The 19,194-nt window shown below is 37.4% G+C and carries 18 protein-coding genes; 15 read left to right on the top strand and 3 right to left on the bottom strand.

Annotated elements, in window-relative coordinates:
* Both ABE34_RS20270 and ABE34_RS20265 read right to left on the bottom strand, forming a co-directional pair.
* Nucleotides 1-289, bottom strand: a 289-nt coding sequence (locus tag ABE34_RS20270; RefSeq protein ID WP_197144249.1) for a hypothetical protein, incomplete at its 3' end; no start/stop codon positions are given.
* 145 nt (nucleotides 290-434) lie between these two features.
* Nucleotides 435-1,520 carry a glycosyltransferase family 2 protein gene (locus tag ABE34_RS20265; protein WP_197144248.1) on the bottom strand — a complete coding sequence of 362 codons (1,086 nt, stop codon included), beginning with the start codon at nucleotides 1,518-1,520 and terminating at the stop codon, nucleotides 435-437.
* Between the two features lie 184 nt (nucleotides 1,521-1,704).
* On the opposite strand from ABE34_RS20265, the gene ABE34_RS20260 reads away from it, so the two are divergent.
* From ABE34_RS20260 to ABE34_RS20230, 7 genes are all read left to right on the top strand, one after another.
* A complete protein-coding gene (locus ABE34_RS20260) occupies nucleotides 1,705-2,670 on the top strand; it encodes a YncE family protein (protein ID WP_430982175.1) in 966 nt (321 codons plus the stop codon).
* Complete coding sequence (locus ABE34_RS20255) at nucleotides 2,667-3,350, top strand: response regulator (protein ID WP_197144247.1); 684 nt, start codon at nucleotides 2,667-2,669, stop codon at nucleotides 3,348-3,350. Before ABE34_RS20260 ends, ABE34_RS20255 begins: the two co-directional genes overlap by 4 nt.
* Complete coding sequence (locus ABE34_RS20250; RefSeq protein WP_197144246.1) at nucleotides 3,347-4,735, top strand: sensor histidine kinase; 1,389 nt, start codon at nucleotides 3,347-3,349, stop codon at nucleotides 4,733-4,735. The genes ABE34_RS20255 and ABE34_RS20250 overlap by 4 nt, the downstream gene beginning before the upstream one ends.
* Before the next feature lie 3 nt (nucleotides 4,736-4,738).
* Nucleotides 4,739-5,272 carry a FixH family protein gene (locus ABE34_RS20245; RefSeq protein WP_197144245.1) on the top strand — a complete coding sequence of 178 codons (534 nt, stop codon included), beginning with the start codon at nucleotides 4,739-4,741 and terminating at the stop codon, nucleotides 5,270-5,272.
* A 122-nt stretch (nucleotides 5,273-5,394) separates the two neighbouring features.
* Nucleotides 5,395-5,967 carry a TetR/AcrR family transcriptional regulator gene (locus ABE34_RS20240; protein ID WP_197144244.1) on the top strand — a complete coding sequence of 191 codons (573 nt, stop codon included), beginning with the start codon at nucleotides 5,395-5,397 and terminating at the stop codon, nucleotides 5,965-5,967.
* 128 nt (nucleotides 5,968-6,095) lie between these two features.
* The gene (locus tag ABE34_RS20235; protein WP_197144243.1) at nucleotides 6,096-8,285 is read left to right on the top strand and encodes a YhgE/Pip domain-containing protein; all 2,190 of its coding nucleotides are present in this window, start codon (nucleotides 6,096-6,098) and stop codon (nucleotides 8,283-8,285) included.
* A gap of 124 nt (nucleotides 8,286-8,409) precedes the next feature.
* Nucleotides 8,410-8,844, top strand: a complete 435-nt coding sequence (locus ABE34_RS20230) for a hypothetical protein (RefSeq protein ID WP_197229942.1) — start codon at nucleotides 8,410-8,412, stop codon at nucleotides 8,842-8,844.
* Nucleotides 8,845-8,927: 83 nt separating this feature from the next.
* Here ABE34_RS20230 and yhfH read toward each other — a convergent pair whose 3' ends face one another.
* On the bottom strand, nucleotides 8,928-9,053 hold the full coding sequence (gene yhfH, locus ABE34_RS20225) for a protein YhfH (RefSeq protein WP_012292204.1): 126 nt from the start codon (nucleotides 9,051-9,053) through the stop codon (nucleotides 8,928-8,930).
* 144 nt (nucleotides 9,054-9,197) lie between these two features.
* On the opposite strand from yhfH, the gene ABE34_RS20220 reads away from it, so the two are divergent.
* The 8 genes from ABE34_RS20220 to ABE34_RS20185 all read left to right on the top strand — a co-directional run.
* Nucleotides 9,198-10,190: a lipoate--protein ligase gene (locus ABE34_RS20220; protein WP_197144241.1), complete on the top strand. Its 993-nt coding sequence runs from the start codon at nucleotides 9,198-9,200 to the stop codon at nucleotides 10,188-10,190.
* A 575-nt stretch (nucleotides 10,191-10,765) separates the two neighbouring features.
* Nucleotides 10,766-11,470: a response regulator transcription factor gene (locus ABE34_RS20215; RefSeq protein WP_197144240.1), complete on the top strand. Its 705-nt coding sequence runs from the start codon at nucleotides 10,766-10,768 to the stop codon at nucleotides 11,468-11,470.
* Nucleotides 11,470-12,453, top strand: coding sequence for an ATP-binding protein (locus ABE34_RS20210; RefSeq protein WP_197144239.1), 984 nt, complete (start codon nucleotides 11,470-11,472; stop codon nucleotides 12,451-12,453). The genes ABE34_RS20215 and ABE34_RS20210 overlap by 1 nt, the downstream gene beginning before the upstream one ends.
* Before the next feature lie 11 nt (nucleotides 12,454-12,464).
* On the top strand, nucleotides 12,465-12,899 hold the full coding sequence (locus ABE34_RS20205; protein WP_197144238.1) for a hypothetical protein: 435 nt from the start codon (nucleotides 12,465-12,467) through the stop codon (nucleotides 12,897-12,899).
* 12 nt (nucleotides 12,900-12,911) lie between these two features.
* Nucleotides 12,912-13,688 carry an ABC transporter ATP-binding protein gene (locus ABE34_RS20200; protein WP_197144237.1) on the top strand — a complete coding sequence of 259 codons (777 nt, stop codon included), beginning with the start codon at nucleotides 12,912-12,914 and terminating at the stop codon, nucleotides 13,686-13,688.
* A complete protein-coding gene (locus ABE34_RS20195) occupies nucleotides 13,660-15,594 on the top strand; it encodes an FtsX-like permease family protein (protein ID WP_197144236.1) in 1,935 nt (644 codons plus the stop codon). Before ABE34_RS20200 ends, ABE34_RS20195 begins: the two co-directional genes overlap by 29 nt.
* Before the next feature lie 302 nt (nucleotides 15,595-15,896).
* The gene (locus ABE34_RS20190) at nucleotides 15,897-17,444 is read left to right on the top strand and encodes a fatty acid--CoA ligase family protein (RefSeq protein ID WP_197144235.1); all 1,548 of its coding nucleotides are present in this window, start codon (nucleotides 15,897-15,899) and stop codon (nucleotides 17,442-17,444) included.
* A 428-nt stretch (nucleotides 17,445-17,872) separates the two neighbouring features.
* A protein-coding gene (locus ABE34_RS20185; protein ID WP_197144234.1) for an IS3 family transposase occupies nucleotides 17,873-19,194 on the top strand; the annotation gives its coding sequence in 2 pieces (ribosomal slippage) (nucleotides 17,873-18,254 and nucleotides 18,254-19,194; 1,323 coding nt annotated over the 2 pieces). This gene is flagged as partial in the annotation.

Here is a 19,194-nt window from a genome sequence, read left to right as displayed (position 1 = left end):
CCCCAGTAGCCCCAGTAGCCCCAGTAGCCCCAGTAGCCCCAGTAGCCCCAGTAGAGCCAGTAGAGCCAGTAGAGCCAGTAGAGCCAGTAGAGCCAGTAGAGCCAGTAGAGCCAGTAACCCCGGTAACCCCGGTAACCCCGGTAGCACCAGTAGCGCCAGTAGCTCCCGTAGGACCAGTTACTCCACGTTTAATAGGAATAACAGGACAGCTTGGAGCACAAGGATTACAACAACACGGGAATGTATTACATTTGCTACAAATTCTATTATTAAATTTTCCAAAATGCATTGTTTCACCTCCTCTCTCAAGTATCGTATTCATAGAGGGAAAAGATGAAATAGACAGTTAACTACTTGGTTTATCAAAAATATCAATTGCGATAAAAGTATTTTCTAAACACTATTCACTAACTACTTATTTATATAGAAGATATTTAAGATGTTTCATTTTCCTTATTTAAAATGCGATCAAAATATTTTTTATTGTGCAGTATTTTTTCATCATTTGGTAAATAGGATCTTGCTATTTCATTATGTGCGTTGGCGAGTTCATATTGTTGTAACCGATCAAAGAGGACACAAAGTTGTAAGTGGGGTAACCAGGTCGTAAAGGTTTTATTTTGAAAAGGAGTGTTAGGTTTTTGCTTGACGACAAGCGCTTGTTTATACCAAAAAATTGCTTCATCATTTTTGGCTTGTTCCATAAAATGAAAGCCAAGTCTACAACACGCTTCAGGGCGTGGAATGTCATATTCAAAGCTTCTTAAAATGGAACTCAAATTATTTTCTTTATCATTTAAATTAGAGTAACAATCTGCTAATTTAAAACAGGCTCGGATATTATCTTCTACCCAGCCCAGTTTAGAAGCTAAAAACGTTTCATAGTAAAATAGTGCATCCTCAAATTGTTCATGATCTAGTAATTCATTTGCATAATAAAATGTATCTCGTGGAGAGAGAGGTTCTCCTGATTCAACTAATTGCTTATAGATGTTAATATTCCGATTATGATCATGACTAAGTGGTAAATGGCTGACAGCGATATCACTATCCAAAAGCTTCCCGCCGACTTCTAAATATTCATGGACAGCACCTATCCATTGGAATTGTTTATCTCTTCTTACTAAACGATATCTTCTTAAAAGAGAACTTACATTTCCCTCGTGATCAAAGCTTAAATTATAATTCATCGAAACGGCATCTATATCAAGACTTAAGGATTCTTTTAGTGCTTTAAATTTTTCTTGATCCTCTTCTAATAATACGTCGTCTGCATCAAGCCAAAAAATGTACTCCTTTGTTGCTTGCTGAAAAGAAAAATTTCTTGCAGCTGCAAAATGCTGAATCCATTCGAAATCATAAATACGATCTGTGAATTGTTTAACGATTTGCTTTGTATTGTCGGTAGAGCCTGTATCGATGATATTAATTTCGTCAACTAACCCTTTTACAGATGCTAGACATCTACCGATGACATCTTCTTCATTTTTCACTATCATACATAAACTAATGGACACCATAAAGTGGATTCCTCCTTACCGTAATCTATGTAGTATATGAGCTACTATATTTTGGGGTTTGGATAAATGCTCGTAGATGTAGTATTAATCGTGAAATTTGCTTGTTTTCTTTGTCATAAATTTACCATTCAAGTTTCACGCGAATTTCACAATTGTGAAGTATAGTTAAGAAACAGAGGTGATGATGTTGAAAAAATGGGTATTCTTCATTTTTTCTTTAGTACAGCTTATATGGCTAGCAGGGTGTACGGGGAAATCGTTTGATCCTATAGAACGTGACCAGGATTTTATTGCATCCTTAAATATACAGGAGCCTTCACTAGATTTTATAGATGGGCAAGGGAATGTGATAGCAACGTGGTTATTTGACAAAGCATACTCGGGGGCAATACTGCTTGAAAATGATCGTGTGTTATTGTACGGTCATCAATTAAATGAAATAGACGTCTATACTTTATCAACCGGAAAGAAGCTCTATTCAAAAAAAGTAAAGCTTGGTACAACCAATGTGTATTATGCCGAAAATAAAAAACAGTTTTTTATTGCGAATAGCAAAACAAATACAGTGACAAGCTTTGATGAGAAGGGCAACGAACTGGCAACACAGAAGCTAGGTAACTACCCTATGTCAATGGCAGCCTATAAAGATAAGCTATATGTGATTAATTATAAAGATACGAAATTATCGGTGTTAAATATAGAAAATCTAAAGGTTGAGCAAGAGTGGCCGATTCAAAAATCATCACATGGAATAGCTATTCTCGAAGAGACAAATGAACTATGGATGGGTGGTCATGGAGAAGGAAGCAAACCGAATAGTTCTGTTAAAAAATATGATCTTACGACAGGAGTCAAAAAAGGGGAGATAAAAATGCCTTTAATGCCTGTTGGATTAACCAAAACAAAGGATGCTATCCTTGTTGTTAGTCATGGTCATAACGAATTATATGTTGCTGACTTTAATGGAAATGTGAAATGGGAGCAAGTGGTAGGCGCTAATCCATTTGCCGTAAATCAGTTTAAAGATAATATTGTTGTCGCTGGCTATGATGACCATACTTTATATTTCATACAAGAAGGTCAGGTAAAAAAAACAGTTGATGTGGGGAAAGGTGCATTTCAACTGTTAGTGAGGGAGGAAAAAATGTGACAACTGTATTAATTGTTGATGATGAGAAAGATATGCGTAATTTAATAGAAATGATGCTCAATAATTCTAAAATTGAGACTTTAACAGCAGCAAGTGGTACAGAAGCCTATGACATTATTGTACGAGAAAAAATTGATTTAGTTTTACTTGATGTGATGATGCCGCATGAAGACGGCTTTGCGGTTTGTCAAAGTATACGTGCGATGTCGAATATACCAATTATTTTCCTGACAGCACGCGATGCAAATGAGGATAAAGTTAAAGGCCTAACAATTGGCGGAGATGATTATATTGTCAAACCGTTTACAAACGATGAGTTAGTTGCTCGAATTCATGCTGTGTTAAGAAGAAGTGGTGCTAATATTGAAGAATTACAGCAAAAATATGTGATACTTGGACCTATTAAAATAGATGAGACTGCACGCAAGGTATCTGTGGATGGAAAGAGTGTTCCACTTACTTTAAAGGAGTTTGAACTATTACATTTATTTATGAACAATCCTGGGAATGCCTATACAAGGGAGCAATTACTAGAACGCATTTGGGATATTGATTATGTAGGGGGAACAAGAACTGTTGACACGCATATAAAAACCTTACGTATAAAGCTTGGAAAGGAAGCAGCGGGGCATATTCAAACCGTTTGGGGAGTGGGCTACCGCTTTGATCCTGGAGAATGAAAAAGATTTCAACACGTATTTGGCTATTAATCTTTGCATTTTTAATTATTACCGTTGTCTTCATGTATGTCCTGACTGATTATTTATATGAACGGCTTTATGTAGAAGACACGGAGGAGATGATGGTAGAGGTAGGGTCAAAGCTACAAACGATGTATACAGGTAATAAAGTAACGGATGAGTTTATTGCAGACATTGAACAGTATACTAATTATTCAAATTTGAATATTTTTGCAGTAAGAAATCCACGTGAACTAAGTGCTTGTGTACCATTTGATATTGATTTCGAAACATTGATTGGTCCAGAAGAGCGACAGCAATTACTGGCAGGTGAATATGTACAGAAAATTGGGTATGAGCCTCGATTTGATAGACAGTTAATTTCTGTAGTACTTCCGCTAGTAGACCAAAATAGGCTTGAAGGAATTATATATATTTACTTCCCTTTAGCAAAAATTAGTGAGTTAGCGAATAATGAAGTCATTTCCTTATTTGTCAGTGCCTTTATATTTTTAATTGTCATTAGCTATTTAATTTATAAAGGAATCCGTCATATTATGCGACCACTAAGTAATTTGCAAAGAGCTGTTGAGCAAATGTCAGACGGAAACTATGGAACACGTGTGACAGTTCATTCCAAAGATGAAATAGGAAGATTATCTAGCACCTTTAATAAAATGGCAGAGTCGATTCAACAAGAGGATGAGGCTCAAAAAACGTTTTTAGCTACAGTTTCACATGAGCTCAGGACACCTATTAGCTATGTAAAAGGATATAGTGAAGCGATGCAAAAGGGCATTATTCCAGAAAGTCAAAAAGAGGAAACGATCCAGCTAATTGTACGTGAAGCAAATCGGATGGAACGTTTAACGAATGAATTACTTCTACTTGCTCGTATGGAAAATGAACAGGCGGAAATTACTTTATATCCAATTCCGCTTGCTGAAACATTACGCGAGGTTCAAAAAATATTAACTCATCAAGCAGAGAAGAAGACGATAGCACTCCATTTAGATGCTGATGATGCATTAATTATCAAAGCTGATGAAGTGAAGCTGAAACAAGTTTTTATTAATATAATTGAAAATGCTATTAATTACTCGTATGAGCAGTCAAAGGTTGAAATTACTGCTTTTGAGGATAATGGAAGTGCACAAATTACGATAAAGGATTATGGGATTGGTATTCCACAAGAGGATTTATCACATGTAACTGAGCGCTTTTATCGTGTTAACAAAGCACGGAGTCGAGCAGATGGTGGTAGTGGACTCGGCTTGTCGATTGTTGAACAATTGTTGAAGCAGTTACAGGGCAAGATAGAGATTGAAAGTGAAGTTGAAAAGGGCACAATTGTAAAAATTACATTGCCTTTAATGGAGGAATAAAACATGAAAAAATGGTTATTGGCATTAGTTGCAGTACCTGCATTATTAGTAGGCTGCGGAGAAAAGAAAGAAACAACAGCTTTACCAGAACCACAAGAGCCACAAATGTTGGAGGTTCAAATTTTAACATCAAAAGAAGTAGCAATCAATGAAACGATTGAACTTGCTGCGCAAGTTGAACAAGGTGGCAAAAATATTGATGATGCAGATGTGAAATTTGAAGTTTGGGAATCTGGTAAACGAGATGAAGGGCAAACGATTGAGGGTAAATTAGAGAAAGATGGCGTTTATAAAGCGGAGACTAAGTTTGACCACGATGGAGTCTATTATATGTATGCTCATACGACAGCTAATGGTATTCATAATATGCCGAAGCAACAAATTACTGCTGGTAGCCCGGATATGACGAAAGTTTTACCAGAAGATGAAAAAGCAAATAACAACAGCATGGATCATAACATGATGGATCACGGTAATGATAAATCAGAGGGTGCTGAGCATAGTGATCATGAAAAAAGTGAAAAAAATCACAATTAAATGCTTGCATTATTTTTAAAATAGGAATATGATAATGACCAGATGACCGAAACGGTTTTCTGGTCATTAACATTTTCGTGTACAAAGGCATGTACATAATAGAACAGGAAAGGATGTTACTAATGGATCGTAGGCAGGAAATTCTTGAAGCAGCTACAAAATCCTTTACATTGTTTGGGTACAAGGCGACAACAATGGAGCAAGTAGCTAAAATTGCGAATGTCGGTAAAGGGACGATTTACACATTCTTTGCAAATAAAGAAATTTTATTTCAAGAGATAGCTATGTCACTTGTACGAGAGATGCAAGCAGAAGCGGATGCAGTGTTGGATGCATCAGCTAGCTTTATGGACAATGCGCACAATGCTTTAATGAAAATGCTACAGTTCCGTGAAAAACATCTTTTATTTGCAAAGTTATTAGAGGAGGAGAAGGAACTACGAACGCCAGCAGTTAAACAAGCTCTAGTTCGAATTGAGAATGAAATTTTATCCTACGTTACTGAATTAATTCAAAGACGTATCGTAAAAGGAGAAATTAGAGACTGTGATGCAGAATTAGTAAGCTTTCTGTTGTTAAAGGCGTATCTAGCATTTGTCGTTGATTGGCATGATCTACATGGCGAAATTATTCCAGAAGAAAAGATACTAAATCTTTTCAAGGAAACAATCTTCCGTGGACTAATTTTAACTTGATTAGGCCGAGCTAAAAAGTGAATCAAGGACAGTCTAGAAGTTTTACCCACCTGAAATTTTGTTTTTTTTTTTGAATAAAAATGACCGACTGACGTTTTCGGTCAATATTATAGGAGTGAAGAAAACGTATGATTAAAGCTGAGTGGCTGAAAATCTTAAAAACAAGAAAAATGCTTGTTTCAATAATTGCTGTATTATTTATTCCAGTGATGTACGCAGGTATGTTTTTATGGGCATTTTGGGATCCATATAAAGGCCTTCCGAATTTGCCAGTAGCTGTTGTCAATCAAGATAAGGGCGCTGAAATGGAAGGAGTTAAATTAGATTTAGGGAACGATTTAGTCGATAAGCTTGTCGAGAGTAACGAGTTTAAGTTTATTGACGTTTCCAAAGAAGAAGCTGAAAAAGGCTTACATGGCCGTGATTACTATATGATTCTAGAAATTCCAACAAATTTCTCTGAGCACGCGACTACTTTATTAGATGACAAACCTTCTAAACTAGTTATGAATTATATTCCGAATGAAGGATTGAACTTCCTTGGTGCACAAATTGGTGAAACAGCAATGGATCGTGTACGTGCGGAAGTAAATTCACAAGTTTCAGCAACTTATGCTGAAAAATTATTTGATTCAATTACAACTCTTGGAGATGGCTTTACAGAGGCTGCTGATGGCTCGAATAAGCTAGGTGAGGGTGCAAAAACTTTAGCGAATGGTACAAAAGATTTAAAAGGTTATATAGAGAAAATAGCATCAAGTTCGGTTGAATTGTCGAATGGTGCAGATAAAATTGCTAAAGGTATTGGAGATGCTTCAAAAGGTGCAAATGAATTAAATACTGCTATAGGAAGCATACAAAACGCTACTGGACAGTTATACCCAGGTGCACAGAAAGCAGCATCGGGGGCAACAGAACTTTCGGGAGGTGTGTCACAATATACACAGGGTGTAGCACGACTTCAAGGAGGTATAGCTACACTTAACGATAAACAAAAACAAATTAGTGCAGGTGCAGCTTCTATAGCTGATAATGCAGGTAAATTAAATGGTGCAGCAGGCCAATTAACAGATGGTTCTGCTCAAGTAGCAGCAGGCATAAATGAGTTATCTAAACAATTAGAAGGCATGATGGGTTCATTGCCTGAAGAGCAAGCAGCAGTATTAAAACAAACATTAACTAAGCTACAAGCAGGAAGTGCAAGCGTGCATGATGGCTTAGGCGCTTTAACTGCTGGTACAGGACAATTACAAGCTGGTGCTAACGAATTAAGTTCTGGTGCATCGCAAATTGCAGCAGGTCAATCACAAGCGTTAGCAGGTGCAAATGAGTTAGTATCTAAAAGCGGTCAATTAAACCAAGGGGCACAAACTCTACAAGCTGGTAATGCAACACTTGCTCAAAAATTAGGTGAATTAAATGCAGGTGCTCAGAAAGTTGGAGCAGGTTCTAAAGCATTAGCTTCAGGCTTAAATGAGCTAGTAAGTGGTTCAAATAAACTTGCGAATGGTCAATCAACACTTGCATCTAAATCAGGTGAAGTAGCAGAGGGTTCTACAAAGATTGTTGATGGTTCAAGTGAACTTGCAGATGGTACATCAACTTTATCTGGCAAACTAGGTGAAGCAAGTGAAAAAGCAAAAGAAGTTCATGCAAGCAAAGACACATATGATATGGTAGGTAGCCCAGTTGAGGTTGATAAAGAATCTGTTAACCATGTACCTAACTATGGAACAGGTTTCTCACCATACTTTATTTCTCTAGGTTTATTCGTAGGTGCGTTATTAATCTCTATCGTTTTCCCACTTGTGGAACCAGCGATTCGTCCAAAAAATGGAGCAGCGTGGTTTACAAGTAAAGCTTCGGTTTTAGCAATAGTCGGCTTAATTCAAACTATATTAACAGTGGTTATTGTAAAATGGGGCTTAGGCCTTGAAGTAAACAATTTCGGATACTTCTGCCTAACAGCATTATTAACAAGTTATGTTTTCTTAGCTTTAATTCAAATGTTAGTATCTATTTTCGGTGATCCAGGACGCTTCATGGCGATTGTTGTATTAATTTTACAACTTACAACAAGTGCGGGTACATTCCCACTTGAGTTAATCCCATCACCATTACAAGTATTTAATAAACTATTACCAATGACATATACTGTTTCAGCATTTAAAGCAAGTATCTCAACTGGTGATACATCATTCTTAATGCAAAACTACGGAATTCTAGCAGGCTTCCTAGTAGCATTCTTAGCAATTACTTTCGGTTATTTCATGTTACTACACACAAAACGTTACTCAAAAGTAGCCGAAGAAAACTAAAAAGTAATTTTTTACACCCACCGATATTGGTGGGTGTTTTTTTTATGGTTGAATGATTGTCTGGAAAGGGAAGAAGTGCTCGGTAGCGGGGAGAACTGCTCAGGTAGGGAGAGAATGTGATCGGGTGGCTTCGAAAACTGCTCAGGTGGCGAGAGAATGTGATCGGGTGGCTTCGCAAACTGCTCAGGTAGGGAGAGAATGTGATCGGGTAGGATCGAAAACTGATCAGGTGGCGAGAGAATGTGATCGGGTAGCTTCGAAAACTGATCAGGTGGCGAGAGAATGTGATCGGGTGGCTTCGAAAACTGCTCAGGTGGCGAGAGAATGTGATCGGGTAGCTTCGAAAACTGCTCAGGTGGCGAGAGAATGTGATCGGGTAGGATCGAAAACTGCTCAGGTGGCGAGAGAATGTGATCGGGTAGCTTCAAAAACTGCTCAAGTACCAGGAATAACGGCTCGACTTCAACAAAACAGCACATATGCAAAAAAAATCATACAAAAAACAGCAGCTGATATGAGCGTATCGGCTACTGTTTTTAAGTGTAAGAGATTTAATTAAGGGTTCATCAATTAATATGATGAGAGGCGTCATTTTTAGTACGTGTGGGGCACGTATATGACTAATACAGAATAGGCAAATGCTTATAGGTGGTTACATTTTTCACAAGTGTTGCTGTAGCATTCACTTTGTTCTTCAATCTTTTCACCGCATTCTGTACATTGCTTTGCAGGTAGGTTCTTGAAAAATTCAACTACATTTTCTAACATTGTGGACTCCTCCTTTAAGTTCATCTGTACTATTACTGTTTTGATATTTTCTAGTGTATTATAACAGAAGCTTTTCGTCAACACAAAATGCCTAATTTACGTTAAAATAAATATGGATATATTGTGAAGGAGGAAACGTAAATTATGATATTCGTTGATAATAAAGGGATTCATGATCCACGCATTAACCTTGCCATTGAAGAGTATTTATTAAAAACGATGGATGTTGAAAAGGAGCCAGTGCTACTTTTTTACATAAATCAGCCTTCAATCATCATCGGTAAAAATCAAAATACTATCGAAGAGATTAACACAGATTACGTGGAGGAGAATGGCATAATCGTTGTACGACGCCTTTCTGGTGGCGGCGCAGTGTATCATGATTTAGGGAACCTCAACTATAGTTTTATTACTAAAGACGATGGCGATAGCTTTATGAATTATAAAAAATTCACGCAGCCTGTTGTAGATGCACTTGCAAAAATGGGCGTTCATGCGGAGCTTTCAGGCCGTAACGACATTTTAGCAGAAGGACGTAAAGTTTCCGGGAACGCGCAGTTTTCTACAAAGGGCCGTATGTATAGCCACGGCACATTACTGTTTGATACAGAAATTGATGCTGTAGTATCTGCATTAAAGGTGAAGAAAGATAAAATTGAATCAAAGGGTATTAAATCGATTCGTTCAAGAGTAGCTAATATTTCTGAGTTCTTAAAAGATAAGATGACAGTCGAAGAATTCCGTCTAGAAATTTTAAAATCCATTTTCGGTGGTGAAGAAAATATTAGCTATTATGAGCTAACAGAGGAAGACTGGGCAAATATCCATAAGCTATCTGAAGAGCGTTACCAAACATGGGAATGGAACTATGGGAAATCGCCACGCTTTAATATTCAAAAAACACATCGCTTCCCAACAGGAGGCATTGATATTCGCTTAGAGGTGAATAAAGGAATTATTGAAGAAGCACATATTTTTGGTGATTTCTTCGGTGTAGGCGACATGACAGATGTTGAACAACGATTAGCTGGGACAAACTATGATCGAACTGCAATTGCTAATGCGTTAGCGGATATTGATATTCCAACATACTTTGGTGGAATTACGACAGAAGAGTTTTTACAATTAATTTATTAAGATAAGTATGTGTAGAAACTAGCAAATGTCCTTATTAAGGGTTCAATATCAAAAGAAGAGGATGACATTGTTAAAGATATGCGATGTTTAGATTTTGATTGGAGTGAAGGCTGGACGCCCCTTGGAAAATGCCCAGCCGGAACGGAAATCAACCCCATGTTTTGGTATGAGCCATGCAAGTGATCTTCCAATATATTTTGGTTCATCATCGGAAATTAGGGATGATATTTTGTTAAAACATATGCCTTGCAAATTAGTTGATTGAAGTGGAGGTAGGCGACTCCTTGGGGATCAGCGATATAGAGGAACGAAGGCTAAAAGCATCACGTCCTGTGATAACGCCTTCGTGACCAACCTCCTGCTGGCCCGAGACCCTGCAGCGAAGCGAAGCGGCTCATCGGACGCCCCCAGGAAAGCGCCAACCGGAACGGAAATCAACCTTACGCTTTGATGATAAGCCGTACAAATGATTTCTAATAAATAGATTCGTGTTAACTTTTGCTACAAAAGGTTCGCTGACAGTTATGTCAGTGGGCCTTTTTTTGATACAATATAAGATAGAAAGGAGTGTTGGTATGGAGAAGCATCGAATATTTATTGTCGAAGATGATGTAAAAATTGCATCATTGCTCGCAGAAACGCTTAGAAAATATCAATACGAAGTTGAAACGATCAAAGAATTTGATCATCTCGTTGAAGAATTCACAGCATTTAACCCACACATGGTGTTGCTTGACATAAATTTACCTTCGTACGATGGCTATTATTGGTGTCGCCAACTACGTCAACATACAACTTGTCCAATTATTTTTATTTCTGCTCGTTCTGGGGAGATGGATCAAATTTTTGCGCTAGAAAATGGGGGCGACGATTTCATTACGAAGCCATTTAATTATGAGATTGTGCTAGCTAAAATCCGTAGTCACTTGCGTCGTACATATGGCGAATATGCAACAAGACAAGAAGAACGGACAATTAAACAAGGACAGCTCGTTCTTCATTTAGAAAGAATGGAGCTTCATAAAAATGATTTAGAGATCCCTCTTCAGAAAAAAGAATGTATCATTTTAGAACTGTTAATGGGAAATGCTCCAAAGGTAGTGGCGCGTGAGCAACTGTTAGAAGAGCTTTGGGACGATCAGGCATTTGTCGATGAAAATACATTGAACGTCAATATGACAAGAGTGCGTAAAAAGCTAGCTGATTATCAAATTATGTCTTCTATCGAAACGGTGCGCGGGGCAGGTTATCGCTTTATTTTAAGTGCAGGTGAATTATAGTGGGCTGGAAGTTATTTTTGCGTGATTACGCATCGTTCATTGTATTCCAGTTCTTACTAGTCGGTTTTATTATGGTCTTATATTGGTTGGATGGCTTTCGAAATGTTGATACTGCTATATATTCCTTCTGTATTAGTTTAGTGTTACTAGCCTCGTTTTTAATTATCCGTTATTTAATGCGTCAACGTTATTTGATCAAAATATCGCAGCTACCTAAAACGATGGAGGATGTATTGCAAAAAAATGCTAAAACACCAGAGGCGAAACAAGCTGAAAAATATATGCATGAACTATATCGACTATATAAGCATGAGCTTCAATCGTTATATGCTGGCCAAAAACGACATGATCAGTTTATGAATCAATGGGTGCACCAGATGAAAACACCAATTTCTGTCATTGAACTCTTATTACAGGATGAGCGACCTCTTGATAAAAAGAATGTACAGGAGGAAATTGACCGTCTGCGTAGAGGCTTGGATATGGTGTTAGTGAATGCTAGATTAGAAAATTTTGAAGAAGATATGCAAGTAGAACAGATTGCTTTAAAAACGATTGTTACGGCAACTGTAAATGAAAATAAACGTTTATTTATTACGAAACGTGTCTTCCCAGAAATTCATATCGAGGATGATATTATCGTAGCAAGTGATTCGAAATGGCTTCGCTTTATTATCGGGCAATTCGTCACAAATGCGGTTAAATATACGTTTGAGGCGAATAAAAAAATAGTGATTTCTGCCGTTAAAAAAGATGACCACGTACAATTAACGATTCGTGATGAAGGTATTGGTATTCCTGCTTCCGATCTTTCTCGTGTCACTAAAGCTTTCTTTACTGGTGAGAATGGGCGTAAAACTGGGGAATCCACAGGGATGGGCTTATATTTAGCGAAAGAGATCTGTGAAAAACTCGGTCACGAATTAAACATTACATCAGAGGTAGAGAAAGGAACAGTTGTTACAGTGACATTTACGAATTAGGGGGATCGGAAATGACAGAGGTATGTTTGGCTGAATGGGTTTTACATGTAGAGACAGAGAAAACAGAAGCATTATACGAATCACTTAACGAAGTTTGTGAGTGTTTATCCTGCAAAAATTTCCGTAAGGCTAGTCTTTTGCTTAATGAAGAGGTCATGCATTTTTCGAATAAGCTTGGGCTAGACTTATATAAACCAACTTTACTTAACGCTCTTCCTGTAGAAGGTGAACAAGTGATGTACAGTGGACATTATACGATTTGTGGGGAAGTAATTGAAGGTGAAATGGATGCCTGGGATATAATTGTTGGTTCGCATTGCTTTAGTCTAGTGGAGGAGGATGGTAATACGCCAGCTGAATGTTTAACGGAGCCGCATTTTCAAATTGGCTTTGAAGTAGTATTGCAGTGGCTTTTACCAGAATCTATGGAATTAATGAAGAAATAAGGTGAACAAGTTATGCCTATTTTACAAATAAAAGACGTGACGAAGGTGTATGAAGGTAAAGTAACTCATCGTGCGCTAAATCAACTAAGCTTTGAGGTGGAGGAAGGCGAGTTTTTAGCAGTCATGGGTCCATCAGGAAGTGGAAAAACAACATTATTAAATATCGTTTCTACGATTGATGAACCAACGAGTGGAGAAATCATTTTAGATGGCATGAACCCTCATATGCTGAAAGCAACTGAGCTAGCCTACTTTAGAAGAAGGCAGCTTGGTTTTATTTTTCAGGATTTTAATCTTTTGCATATGCTCACAGTGGAAGAGAATATTGTGCTGCCACTGACTTTAGACCAACAACCATTAGAAGTAATGGAGGAGCGTCTTGCAGGTATTGTGGAAAAGCTCGATTTAACTTCATTCTTGCATAAACGCCCAAATGAAATATCAGGTGGACAAGCGCAAAGAACAGCTATTGGTCGGGCACTTATTCATAACCCAAGTCTCATTTTAGCAGATGAGCCGACCGGGAATTTGGATTCGAATTCTTCACGTGATGTACTTGAACTTTTAACAAAAATCAATCAGGAAAGACGAACAACGATTGTCATGGTAACACATGATCCAATTGCAGCTAGCTATTGTGATCGCGTGTTATTTATTAAAGATGGGGAATTCTTTAATGAAATTTACAAAGATGATCGTCGTCAAATGTTTTTCCAGCGAATATTAAATGTGTTGAGCTTACTAGGAGGAGGACAAGTAGGTGACCTTTCGACAATTCGCTTACCGTAATGTCGTACGGAACAGCCGTATATACGGCGCCTTTTTCATGGCAAGCTTTTTTTCTGTGGCTGTGTTTTTTATCTATTCAATGCTCATGTTTCATCCGGATATTGAAAGTGGGATTTTAGGAGAGGCATCGTTAATTGGGATGGTTGGTGCGGAAGTCGTACTCGTTCTTTTTACATTATTCTTTTTATATTATTCCATGAGTGCTTTTTTAGAGGCAAGATCACATGAGTTTGCAATTTTACTACATTTAGGAATGGAAAAACGACAGATGAATAAGCTTGTCTTTTTGGAGACAATGATTATTGGATCGGGTTCTATTTTTGTTGGGATTGTATTTGGTTTCTCGTTTTCGAAATTCTTTTTCATGATTGTGCGGGAAATTTTACATTTAGATAGTTTACCCTTATATGTTTCATGGGAGCCTTTTTTACTAACGATTGGTGTTTTCACAAGTGCTTTTGTAGTCATTTCTTTTATTAGTGTATATTTTACACGTGAAAGAAAATTGCGCGATCTTCTTAAGGGAAATGACTATTTAAATAGTGTTTCAACCTATTCAAAAATTCGTGCTGTATTTGGCATTACCCTTATTTTATCATCATACGTATTATCAATTATCGTAGGTAATACATCTTTAATTGGTTTAACATTAGTAATTCCGTTTTTAGCGACCTTTGGAACATATTATTTTTTCAGAGATTCTTTACCTTGCTTTTTAGATAAAGCACGGGGGAAACGGAAATTTCATTGGCAACGCTATCGTCTTCTTTCGTTAGCTGAGCAAACACATATTATGATGGACAATGTGAAAATGTTTTTTGTAGTAACGATGGTGTCCACAATGGCATTTTTATCGGTCGGTGTTTTAGCAACGATGTCATCATATACCATACAATATGATCGTTTAAATCCACTAGGGCTTGTCTATAAGGGAGATGTCGACAATCCATATGAGCGAAATCATATCGCCTCTTTACGTATGGAATTAGAGGAAAAGGGCTTGTCCTATCATTTATCTCGCTTTGTTGTGATCAAGCAAACCTCTTCCTATACTCACAATGAGGTTGAGGTGTTTAGGGAATCAGATATGAATGTATTGCTTTCTTCCTATAGTTATCCATTACTTGATATGGCTAAAGGAGAGGCAGTGTTTATTCCATATTCGGAAGAGTCTTTAAACAAACTAAAAAATAAAGTTGTGCATACAGTTTTAGAGGAAAATTCTATCCCGATCACCATTGATAGTGTATATCCTAAAATAGTATTCCCAGGGTCTATTGTTAGTGTTAATTCTATCGTGATCAGCGATGAGGATTTTGTAAAGCTCATAAAGCCGATTGCCGATAAAAACGTTGCGCAGCCAACCTATCATTTATTTACCTTCTATATTCCTCAGTGGATGGAAACAAAAAATATTGGTAAGGACATAAATGAGGTAGAAGCGTCTCAATATTTTTATAAGAAAAATAAATTTAGCCCATTTTACTTTGAAAATGCAGGATTAAATTATTCTTATATATTAGCTACTTATTCTTTATTCACATTAGTAGGGGTTTTAGTAGCAACCGTATTTTTATTAGCAGCCGGTAGCTTCGTTTACTTTAAACTGCACACTTCTCTTGAAAGAGAAAAGCGTAAATTCGATGTCTTAAAGCGAATGGGCTTAACAGATACTGAGCTCAAAAAGCTTGTGAATCGTCATTTATTCCCGCAATTTTTCTTACCATGGGGTGTTGCAATGATGCATAGCCTCTTTGCTTTTCTTATGGTTCAAGGTGTTTTGAAGGATATTGCTAATATTTCCATTGTAAAAGAAGTTGTCTTATCTTTTAGTTTTTTTGTTTTAATACAAGTAGTCTATTTTTACTTGATTCGTTGGCGATACATCTCGCATATACGTTCGTAGAAAAAATGTACAAAAGAGAAAAAAATGAGTTATTTGACGTAATTTATGACATGAGATAAAAAGTTTCGTTGTTTTTTTAATATATTTCTTATATAATGTTACTGAATGATGATTCATTTTGTCTTTATTTAGTAGATTTAGTGATGAGATGGATGGGGTGATTCCTTTTTCAAGGGAAGTCCAAACATCTACTGAATGAAGATAAGCCTCCGGCGGATGTCACGGATTGTTTATCTGCGCGAAAGCGAAGCGTCAGCGTCAATGCGCCAAGGCGAAATTGATACGATAAGGGGATGGTGTAATTGAATTTAGTTTCAAGTGTTCGTCAGCAAGCATTAGAGCAACCGGATAAAATTGCATATCATTTTATGGGGAAAGATACGACGTACGGTGAGTTTGAACACACAGTTGGTCGTTTTGCAAAGGGGTTACAACAATTAGGGGTAGAAAAAGGGGACCATGTGGCGTTTTTACTCGGCAATACACCACATTATTTAATTTCGTTATATGCAACAATGAGTATTGGGGCAACAGCAATTCCGATTAATCCAATCTATACACCGGATGAAATTTCGTATATTTTGCATAATGGGGATGTAAAAGCTGTTATTGCACTTGATGCTCTTCTTCCATTAGTTGAAATGAGTGTACATGCTTTTCCAAAAGTAAAAACCTTTGTTGTTTGTGAAACAACAGCAGATGTTGCTGAAAAAGTAACTACTTTATCCGATGAGGCAAAAGCAAAAATTCATTTATTTTCACAAGTGATTGCTAGTGTATCAGAATCTTGCCAGCCAGTAGAAGTAGCTGACGAAGATAATGCAATTATTTTATATACTTCAGGAACGACAGGTACTCCGAAGGGTGCAATGCTGACGCATGGCAATGTCTATTCAAATGCACGAGATGTAGCGCACTATTTAGGCTATAGAGCAGACGATCGTATTATTGCAACTTTACCAGTTTTCCATGTATTTGCGTTAACGGTCGTCGTCAATGCACCTTTATTGAGTGGAGCAACAGTTTTACTTGTACCACGTTTCAGTCCAACTGAAATCTTTAAAATTACGAAGGAACAAAAAGCAACAGTCTTCGCTGGTGTGCCAACTATGTATAATTTCTTGTATCAATTACCTGAGGGCAATCCTGAAGATTTCTCAACAGTTCGCTTAGCAATTTCAGGAGGTTCATCTTTACCTGTAGCACTCTTACATAATTTCGAGAAGAAATTTAATGTGCGTGTTTCAGAAGGGTATGGCTTATCAGAAGCTTCACCGGTAACGTGCTTCAACCCATTGAATCGTGAACGTAAGGCAGGTTCTATTGGGGCATCCATATCCAATGTTGAAAATAAAGTAGTCGATGTTAATGGACAAGAAGTGCCCGTTGGCGAAGTAGGGGAGCTAATTGTACGAGGGCCTAACGTTATGAAGGGCTATTATAAATTACCTGAAGAAACGGCTATGGCTATACGTGATGGCTGGTTATACACAGGGGATTTAGCTAAAGTTGACGAAGAAGGGTACTTCTACATCGTTGACCGTAAAAAAGATATGATTATTGTAGGCGGATTTAACGTATATCCAAGAGAGGTTGAAGAAGTACTCTTTGCACATAATAATATCGTTGAAGCGGCAGTTGTAGGTTTCCCAGATCCTAACTTAGGTGAGGCAGTTCATGCATATGTTGTCTTAAAAGACGAAGCTGCAACTTCAACAGAAGATCTTTTCGCATACTGTGCAAAACATATGGTGAAATACAAGGTTCCTAAAGTAATTGAGATTATAGATGAATTACCGAAAAATACGACAGGCAAAATTTTACGCCGTTCATTAAAAGAAAAAGTGTAAGATAAAAATGCGCTTACTCATAACGTGTGGTTGATTTCCGTTCCGATTGGGCGCTTTGTTGTTGCTGTCGCTACGCTTTCGCACAGAAAACATTCGCTTCGCTGCAGGGTCTCAGCCAACAGATGTCTTTTGCGCGAAAGCGTGAGTGCAACGTAGCGGCAGCGCACGATGTTGGTCACGAAGGCGTTATCACAGGATGTGATGGTTTTAGCCTTCGATCCTCTATCGCTAATCCCCAAGGGGTCGCCCAGCCTCCACTCCAATCAATCTATATACATGGCATGTATTTTAACAAATGTTCTCTCAAACTTTTGGTGATGAATCCAATAAAGAATAAACTGTACCCTATAAGATAGACACTTTAAAAAAAGTCTATCTTATAGGGTACTTTTGTTTATAATGAGAAAAAAGATGTCGGAGCGGAATAAATGACGAAAAGATTATTTACTAAAAAAGAGCAAGAACAACTAAAATGTAATCCTAATGTCCAGGCTATTAGTGATAAAGCGATTACATATACTGAGGAATTTAAACGCCATTTTATTGCAGAAAATGAAAAAGGAAAACTCCCAAGAACGATTTTTGAAGAGGCCGGTTTAGATGTTGAACTGATTGGTTTGAAGCGCATTAGTTCAGCGGGAAAGCGTTGGCGTGCAGCTTATCGTACAACTGGAGTAGAGGGTCTACAAGATACACGGAAATCGAATTCAGGTCGTCCAATAGAACGGGAATTAAGTTTAGAAGAAAAAATTGCACGATTAGAAGCGAAAAATCAATTATTACAAGCGGAGAATGAACTTTTAAAAAAGCTCGATCTACTCGAAAGGCAGATGTTAAAGAAGAAATAACAATCGCAACAGAACTAAAATTTGAATTAATCAGTAAAACGATTCAAAAATATAAACTAAAACGTTTAGTAAGTTATCTATGTGAAATCATGGGCGTATCTCGTTCAGGTTACTATAATTATTTCACAGAAAAATCAGCACAAAAGCGTGCAGCCCATGAGTTAGCAGATGCAGCAATCAAAGAAATCATTTTAAAAGCGTATCATTTCCGAGGACGTAAGAAAGGTGCACGTCAAATTAAAATGACGCTAGAAAATCAATATGGGATTACGTATAACTTAAAACGTATTCGCCGCATTATGAAGAAATTCGAGATTGTATGCCTAATTCGAAAAGCGAATCCAGCACGTAGAATGGCCAAAGCGACAAAAGAACATCGTACATGTCCAAATGAATTACAGCGTAACTTTAAACAAGGTGTAGCAGGAAAAGTATTATTAACAGATATTACGTATTTGACGTACGGAAACGGTAAACGTGCTTATTTATCAACGATTAAGGACGCTGAGACAAACGAAATTTTAGCGTATGAAGTATCTGCTTCATTAAGTATGGATATCGCACTCAATACTCTTCGTAAATTAAAACGAAATCACCACCATTTAACGAAAGATGCATTTATTCATTCCGATCAAGGAGTCCATTATACGAATCCAAAATTCCAGAAACTTGTCAAGAAAATGGGACTAGGGCAATCAATGTCACGTCGAGGAAACTGTTGGGATAACGCCCCTCAAGAATCCTTCTTCGGTCATTTTAAAGATGAAACCAATCTGAAAGCGTGCGAAACATTAGAAGAAGTAAAACGAGAAGTGAAAAGTTATATGATATATTACAACCATTATCGAGGGCAATGGAACTTGAAAAAGCTGCCGCCTGCAAAATACAGACAGCAGCTTCAA

This window comes from Lysinibacillus sphaericus, from assembly GCF_015844675.1.
Lineage (GTDB): Bacteria > Bacillota > Bacilli > Bacillales_A > Planococcaceae > Lysinibacillus > Lysinibacillus sphaericus_E.
This window is presented reverse-complemented; position numbering and strand designations above follow the sequence as displayed.

Excerpts from the sequence above, each read along its gene's own strand:
- ABE34_RS20245 (WP_197144245.1), top strand. The coding sequence starts at position 4,739 with ATGAAAAAATGGTTATTGGCATTAGTTGCAGTACCTGCATTATTAGTA.
- ABE34_RS20200 (WP_197144237.1), top strand. The coding sequence starts at position 12,912 with ATGCCTATTTTACAAATAAAAGACGTGACGAAGGTGTATGAAGGTAAA.
- ABE34_RS20220 (WP_197144241.1), top strand. The coding sequence starts at position 9,198 with ATGATATTCGTTGATAATAAAGGGATTCATGATCCACGCATTAACCTT.
- ABE34_RS20240 (WP_197144244.1), top strand. The coding sequence starts at position 5,395 with ATGGATCGTAGGCAGGAAATTCTTGAAGCAGCTACAAAATCCTTTACA.
- ABE34_RS20260 (WP_430982175.1), top strand. The coding sequence starts at position 1,705 with ATGTTGAAAAAATGGGTATTCTTCATTTTTTCTTTAGTACAGCTTATA.
- ABE34_RS20235 (WP_197144243.1), top strand. The coding sequence starts at position 6,096 with ATGATTAAAGCTGAGTGGCTGAAAATCTTAAAAACAAGAAAAATGCTT.
- ABE34_RS20265 (WP_197144248.1), bottom strand. The coding sequence starts at position 1,520 with ATGGTGTCCATTAGTTTATGTATGATAGTGAAAAATGAAGAAGATGTC.
- ABE34_RS20205 (WP_197144238.1), top strand. The coding sequence starts at position 12,465 with ATGACAGAGGTATGTTTGGCTGAATGGGTTTTACATGTAGAGACAGAG.
- ABE34_RS20215 (WP_197144240.1), top strand. The coding sequence starts at position 10,766 with ATGGAGAAGCATCGAATATTTATTGTCGAAGATGATGTAAAAATTGCA.
- yhfH (WP_012292204.1), bottom strand. The coding sequence starts at position 9,053 with ATGTTAGAAAATGTAGTTGAATTTTTCAAGAACCTACCTGCAAAGCAA.
- ABE34_RS20250 (WP_197144246.1), top strand. The coding sequence starts at position 3,347 with ATGAAAAAGATTTCAACACGTATTTGGCTATTAATCTTTGCATTTTTA.